At 69.6% G+C, this 6,514-nt stretch carries 5 protein-coding genes; 4 read left to right on the top strand and 1 reads right to left on the bottom strand.

The features are described 5' to 3' along the window. Positions 1–31 precede the first annotated feature (31 nt). The gene (locus ACWGIG_RS35825) at positions 32–1,987 is read right to left on the bottom strand and encodes a hypothetical protein (RefSeq protein WP_453325887.1); all 1,956 of its coding nucleotides are present in this window, start codon (positions 1,985–1,987) and stop codon (positions 32–34) included. Between the two features lie 267 nt (positions 1,988–2,254). Here ACWGIG_RS35825 and ACWGIG_RS35820 point away from each other — a divergent pair, with 267 nt between their 5' ends. The 4 genes from ACWGIG_RS35820 to ACWGIG_RS35805 form a co-directional block, all read left to right on the top strand. Then, positions 2,255–3,586, top strand: a complete 1,332-nt coding sequence (locus ACWGIG_RS35820; RefSeq protein WP_453325886.1) for an ABC transporter substrate-binding protein — start codon at positions 2,255–2,257, stop codon at positions 3,584–3,586. Positions 3,587–3,588: 2 nt separating this feature from the next. Beyond that, on the top strand, positions 3,589–4,524 hold the full coding sequence (locus ACWGIG_RS35815; protein ID WP_453325888.1) for a carbohydrate ABC transporter permease: 936 nt from the start codon (positions 3,589–3,591) through the stop codon (positions 4,522–4,524). Then, positions 4,521–5,414 (top strand): carbohydrate ABC transporter permease, encoded by an 894-nt coding sequence (locus tag ACWGIG_RS35810; RefSeq protein ID WP_453325885.1) that lies wholly within the window; start codon positions 4,521–4,523, stop codon positions 5,412–5,414. The genes ACWGIG_RS35815 and ACWGIG_RS35810 overlap by 4 nt, the downstream gene beginning before the upstream one ends. An 8-nt stretch (positions 5,415–5,422) precedes the next feature. Then, positions 5,423–6,514: glycoside hydrolase family 36 protein (locus ACWGIG_RS35805; RefSeq protein WP_453325884.1), on the top strand; the 1,092-nt coding region annotated here is incomplete at its 3' end.

The raw sequence follows: 6,514 nt of genomic DNA, 5'->3' as shown, positions 1-6,514 counted from the left end.
CCACCGAGGTGACCGGCAGGGGGCAGAGGCACTACGAGACTTCGGCGGTGACGCTCCGCCGCGGGGCGACGGAGACCTCGGCGTAGCTGTAGGTCCTGCCGTTGATCTCCCTGGTCTTCGCCGGCCGGTTCCTCCCGTCGACCCTGACCGTGGCGTGCCTGCCCGGGAAGCGGGCCTCCCAGGTGTAGCTGTCGGCACCGGTGTCGTTCGTCAGGGTCGACCTGCTCGCCCCGTCGTGGCGCAGCGTGAAGGTGTTTCCGCCGATCCTGATGTCCTTGATCTGCAGCCAGTCCGTGCCGGACGGCATGCGGGACCGGGTGCTGAGGGACTTGGCGGGGGCGTCGGGCTCGACGCCCATCAGGCCCTCGACGGTCTGGCTGAGCAGGGTGTAGGAGACCTCGGGGTAGTCGCCGTTGGGGCCCTGCCTCTTGACGGGGTGCTGGTCGCCCCGCCTGTCGTAGACGTACTGCATCCACTTCCACGCGGTGTCGTTGCGGTCGTAGGCGAAGAAGGTGTCGGGGAGGTAGGAGATGGCCTCGATGTTCGCGGGTCTGCCGTCGCCACCGGCCTGCTCGTCGATGTAGTTCAAGTAGCTGTCGGTGCGCGGGCCGGGATCCATGATCTGCTTCATCGGCATGAACCAGCTGTTCTCCTTGCCCCAGCCCGTGAGCGCCGCGCCGTCGGTGGTGTAGGCGCGGACCATGGACGCTCCCGAACCGGCGCCGCTCCAGGTGGAGTTGAAGTACGACTTGAGTCTGTCGGCCTTCTTCCGGAACTCCTTGGCCAGGTCCTTGTCGCCCTTGCTCGCGGCCAGCGCGGACATCGCGCGGAATGCCTGGTACTGGGCGCCGACGGCGTCGCCCGCTTCGGCGAGGGGTTCGTCACTGGCTTCGTTGTAACTGGCGGCTCCGGCGAAGATGCCCCTGCCCGTGCCCTCCGCGATGCCGTTGGGCCTGCCGCTGTCGTGGCGCTCGACGAACTCCTCGGTCGCGTGGCGGTAGAACCCCCACAGGGTGCTGTCGTTGACGTACGCGCCGTCCCCGCTCCAGCGGTAGGCCGCGTTCGCCTTCTCGACCAGTTCGAAGGTGGCCGGCACTTCGCGGACGAAGGAGGCGGGGCTGCGGTAGTCGATGGACAGGTACGTCCTGTTGTCGAAGTTCAAGGACCACGCCGGGTAGTAGGCGTGCTCCTCGGTCGCCGACGCCGCGAAGGCGGTGAGCATGGCCTTGTTCGCGTCGCGCAGGCCGAGGATCGCGGCGCCGCCGACCTGGTGGGCCGTGTCGCGTGCGTAGTAGCCGCTGCGGTGGGCGTAACCGGCCCAGTAGGAGGGGCCGTACACGCCCGTACCTGTGCCGGTGGTGTTGCGCTCGTCGACGTTGAGCGGTCCGCCCGAACCGGGCTGCTGCACCCAGCTGTTGGCCTTGCGCTTCGCCCAGGCGAACATCTCGGCGATCTTCGGGTCGGAGGACGAGACCACGGGGTCGACGGGCGAGGAGGGCGAGACCATGAGGTCGTCGGCGTTGACCCAGCCGCTGCCCGACTCGAAGGCGAGCTCCAGCTCGTCGCCGCTCCGCAGCGCGATCCGGCTGAGGGTGTAGCGGGCATAGGTGGGACGGCCCGGCAGGACCACCGACGCGGCTGCGGCGCCGTTGACCCGCGCGACGAACCGTCCGCCGGGGCCGCCGGTGGCGATCCAGGCGGAGAAATCGTACGTTCCGCCGCTTGATGCCGTGATCTTCTGTGCGAACCGCTGCCCGTCCCCTTCGTCGAGGTAGGCCAACTTCGAGCCCCCGTGGGGGTAGTTGGAGGCCACACCGGCGCCCGGCGTGGCGGTCCAGCCGTCGATCCCCTTCTCGAAGCCGGGGTTCTCGATGCCGAGCGGCGCGGGATCCGCCGCGGCCGGAGCCGCGAGGGTCAGGGGTGTCAGCGGGGCCAGGGTCGCCAGTGCGGCGAGGGTCGCCAGGCGTGCGGGGCGGGTGCGTCTCAAGGCTGACTCACTCCAGAGCGATGGAGAGCGGATGGGCGATGGGGAGCGGATGAGCGGGGGAGGGCGGGCGGTGGAGGGCGGATGGCTGGAAGCTAGTCGCCGCCCCGCTCTCTTTCAAGAGTCGTGCAATCAGAGAAGGAAAATCCCGCTGAAAGTTTTCATCGATGTCTTGCAAAGAAATGTGACGCCTTGTTAACTCCCTGCGTCGGCCCCCCTGTTGTGCGGAGTCGGCGTCCGAGCCGCAGGCAGAGGTGGTCGCGCATGAACATGAGTCGTCGCAGAGTGATGGGACTTGGCGGGGCCCTCGCCGTGAGCGCGGGGTGGGGCGGGCTCACCGGCTGCTCGTCGGGCGCGCGGACCGGTTCGGCCGGGGACCCCGCGAAGGGTGACATCACGGTATGGAGCTGGGCAGGGCCGGCCGCTGAGATGCGGGCTCTGGTGCCGGGGTTCAACAAGCTGCACCCGGGCATCAGGGTCACGGTCCAGGACATCGGCAATCCGGCCATCTGGGACAAGATCACCACCTCGATGGCGGCGAACGGCGCAGGTCTCGCGGACGTCCTGCACATCGGCGTCGACTACCTGCCCGCGTACACGGACCGGTTCCCCGGGCAGCTCGCCGACCTCGGTCCGCTCGGCGCGGGGAAGTACCGGACGGCCTTCGCCGACGGCCTGTGGGAGACGGTCTCCCTGGACGGCTCGCGGGTCGACGCCCTGCCCTGGGAGGCCAACTCGGGTGGTTTCTACTACCGCAGCGACGTCTTCGAGGACGCAGGCGTGGACGTGGACGCACTCGACACCTGGGACGACGCCGTCGAAGCAGGCGTGAAGATCAAGAAGAAGACCGGGAAGTACCTGCTCGGCATCGACAAGCCCGCCTCGCAGCAGGACTCGGCCAACTTCTTCCAGCTCCTGCTCCAACTGCAGGGCACCACGTACTTCAATCTCGAAGGCGACATCATGGTGAGCTCGTCCGAAGCCGTCAGGGCCATGACGCTCATCAAGAGGATGAACGACGCCGGCCTGGTGAACGACCTCTCCGGCGGCTGGAACGCGCTGATCAGCTCGATCAAGAGCGGCACCGCGGCGGTGCTGCCCCTGCCGACCTGGTTCGGCGGTGTCATCGAGGAGACCGTCCCCGACCAGGCCGGACTCTGGGGCGTACGGCTCCCGCCCGCCGTCGGACGCGGCGGCACCCGGGCCGCCACCGTGAACTCCACCCACCTGGCCATCTCGGGCACCAGCCCGCATCAGGCCGCGGCCTGGAAGTTCGTCGAGTTCGTCCTCACCCGTCCGCAGTCCCAGGTTCAGATCTACCGGAACAAGGGCATCGCCCCGGCCCTGCTGGGGGCGTACGAGGACCCCGTCTTCCACCAGCCGTCGAAATTCTTCAGCGGCCGGCGCAAGGGAGAAGTCTTCCTCGGCGCCCTCAAGGCCGGCTCCCCGGCCTTCAACTACACCTCCGACTACGCCCGCGCGCTCAAGGCGGTCACCGACGCACAGACCAGGGTTCTGCTCAGAGGGGCCGACCCGGCCACCGAACTGCGCCGGGCCGCCGACCAGCTCGCCGCGCAGACCGCACGCAAGGTGGCCCGATGACCATGCCCGTCACACGGACACGCACCGCGCCCGCACCACGGAGAACACCACGGCGAGGGAGACGGGACGCACGCCCGCGTCCGAGGGCGCGCCGTCTCGCACCGTACGCCTTCGTGCTTCCCGCCGCGCTCCTGTTCGCCGCGTTCAAGCTCTACCCCATCGGCTGGTCCTTCGTCCTCAGCCTCTTCAAGTCCGTCGACGGGGCCGACGCCTACGTCGGCTTCGACAACTACCGGCGGCTGCTCGGCGACCCGCTCTTCTGGACCGCCCTGCAGAACACCGGCATCATCCTGCTGATCCAGGTGCCGGTGATGCTCGCCCTCGCCACCGGACTCGCCGTCGCACTCGACTCGGCCCTCCTGCGTGCGCGTGCGGTCTTCCGGCTCGGATTCTTCCTGCCGATGATCACCGGCCTCGTCGCCTACGGAGTCATGTTCTCCGTACTCCTCAACCAGCAGTACGGGCTGGTCAACTGGCTGCTCTCGCACCTCGGCATCGGCGGCGTCCCCTGGCTCACCGACCCGCTGTGGGCGCAGATCTCCCTCGGCTCCGTACTGACCTGGCACTACACCGGCTACAACGCGGTCATCCTGCTCGCGAGGCTCCAGACGATCCCGCGCGAGCTCTACGACGCCGCCGCGGTCGACGGCGCGGGCCCCTGGAAGTCCTTCCGCCACGTGACGCTCCCGGGGCTGCGACCGGCGATCCTGCTCACCACGGTGCTCTCCACCATCGGCACCCTGCAGATCTTCGACGAGCCGTACGTCCTCACCCGGGGCGGCCCGGACAACGCCACGCTCACCATCGGCGTGTACCTCTACCAGAACGCCTTCACCTACTTCGACTTCGGCTACGCATCGGCCATCGCCTACCTGCTCGCCGTGCTCATCGGAGTCCTCGGCCTGATCCAGTTCCGGGTCCTGGGAGACAAGTCATGAAGCAGCCCTCCAGCAGTGCCACCCGGCCGCCGGGAGCCCGCACCCGGCCCCCGGGAGCCCGTGCCCGGCGCCGGTCCGCAGGCCACGGAATCATGCTCACGTCCGGGCTCGCCATCGCGCTCGCCGCCGTGCTCCTCCCCTTCTACTGGCTCGTCGTCGCCGCCACGCACAGCTCCGACGAGATCTTCGCCGCACCGCCGCCGCTGCTGCCCGGCGACCACCTGGCCGAGAATCTCGCCGCCCTCCAGGAGGCGGCGTCCTTCGGGCAGGTCGTGCTCAACTCCCTGCTCGTCGCGGCCCTTTACACCGTCTGCGCGGGCGTCGTGTGCACACTGGCCGGCTACGCCTTCGCCAAGTACCGCTTCAGAGGGCGCGACCGGCTGTTCGGCGTGCTGATGCTGGGGCTGGTCATCCCCCAACAGGTCACCCTGATCCCCCTGTTCAAGATGATGGCGCAGTGGGAGTGGCTCAACACCTACCAGGCCGTGCTCATGCCCAACCTGGCACTGCCCTTCGGGATCTTCCTGATGCGCCAGTCCATGGCGGCCCTCCCCGACGAACTGCTCGACTCCGGGCGCATGGACGGCTGCGGCGAGTTCCGGCTCTTCCTGCGGGTGGTCGTGCCGCCCATGAGACCGGCCCTGGCAGCCCTGGCCATCTTCCTGTTCCTCTTCCAGTGGAACGACTTCATCTGGCCGCTGATCGTCCTCCGGGACAGCGCCTCGTACACGATCCCCGTCGCACTCGCCGCGCTGCAGGGCGTGGACGACACCGACTACGGCGCGATCCTCACCGGAACCGCCGTCGCCGCCATCCCCATGGCACTCGTCTTCCTGGTCCTCCAACGCCACTTCGTCTCCGGCCTGCTCGCCGGAGCCGTTAAGGAGTGAAGGTGCGCATGCTGTCCTACGAGTCCGAGCACGGGTCCGAGCCCAAGCACGGGTCCGAGCACGGGTCCGAGTCCGAGGCCGGGTTCGAGGCCGGGTTCGAGGCCGTGACCACCGCCGGACTGGCCCCGGCCCCCTTCGAGCCCCTGCTCGACACGGTGGAGATCGCGGTGCTCGCCGACGGCGCGGATCCTGTCCGGACCCTGTCCGTACTCCCCGGCGGCCTGCTCATGCTGCAGATCGAAGCCCCCCGGGCCGCGGTCGAGGTCCGGCTCTCGGCCCCCCTCGGGGACGCCGCCGGATACTGGCACCCCAAGGCGGGCTGGAGCCGCACCCTGGTCGCCGACTGGGAGGGACGGTCCAGGGTCAGCCTCGTCGACGGGCTGGCCGCCGGCTGCCTCTACGACCACACCGGCGCCACCCTCCTCACCTTCGCCGCCGCCGATCCGGTGCCCGAAGTCACGCTGCGCTTCGGGGTGTCCGAGGAGAACGACACGCACGTGGTGCACCTCGGACTCCCGGCCTCCGCCACGGCGCACCGTCTCCTCCTCGTACCCCGCAGCCCGTCGGTGGCTGCGGCCCTGAGCACGCTCCGCACCTGGTACGCGACCGGGCTGCCGGCGCCCATGCCGGTTCCGGAGGCGGCCCGGCTGCCCCTGTACTGCACCTGGTACGCCTTCAACCAGCAGATCGACGCGGCCGAGGTCGAACGCCAGGCCGCACTCGCCACGGACCTGGGCTTCGGCACACTGATCGTGGACGACGGCTGGCAGCGCCTCGGCAGCGGACGCGGCTACGCGGGCGTGGGGGACTGGACCCCCGACCCCGCCACCTTCCCGGACTTCACCGGCCACGTCGCCCGCGTGCGCCGCGGCGGACTGCGCTACATGCTCTGGGTCGCCCCCCTGCTCCTGGGCCCCCGGGCGGACTGCTACGGGACCTGGGCCCCTTTCGCCCCCGCCCCCGCCGGCGTACCCGGAGCCCACGTCCTCGATCCCCGCCACCCGGAAGTACGCACCCACGTCGTCCGCACCTGCCTGCGGCTGGTGCGGGACCACGGCCTCGACGGCCTCAAGGTCGACTTCCTGAACGAGGCCATGGTC

Source organism: Streptomyces sp. NPDC054863, assembly GCF_053610825.1.
This window is presented reverse-complemented; position numbering and strand designations above follow the sequence as displayed.

What these genes read in the sequence shown, in the direction of transcription:
- ACWGIG_RS35820 (WP_453325886.1), top strand. Translation starts at nt 2,255, where the DNA reads ATGAGTCGTCGCAGAGTGATGGGACTTGGCGGGGCCCTCGCCGTGAGC.
- ACWGIG_RS35815 (WP_453325888.1), top strand. Translation starts at nt 3,589, where the DNA reads ATGCCCGTCACACGGACACGCACCGCGCCCGCACCACGGAGAACACCA.
- ACWGIG_RS35810 (WP_453325885.1), top strand. Translation starts at nt 4,521, where the DNA reads ATGAAGCAGCCCTCCAGCAGTGCCACCCGGCCGCCGGGAGCCCGCACC.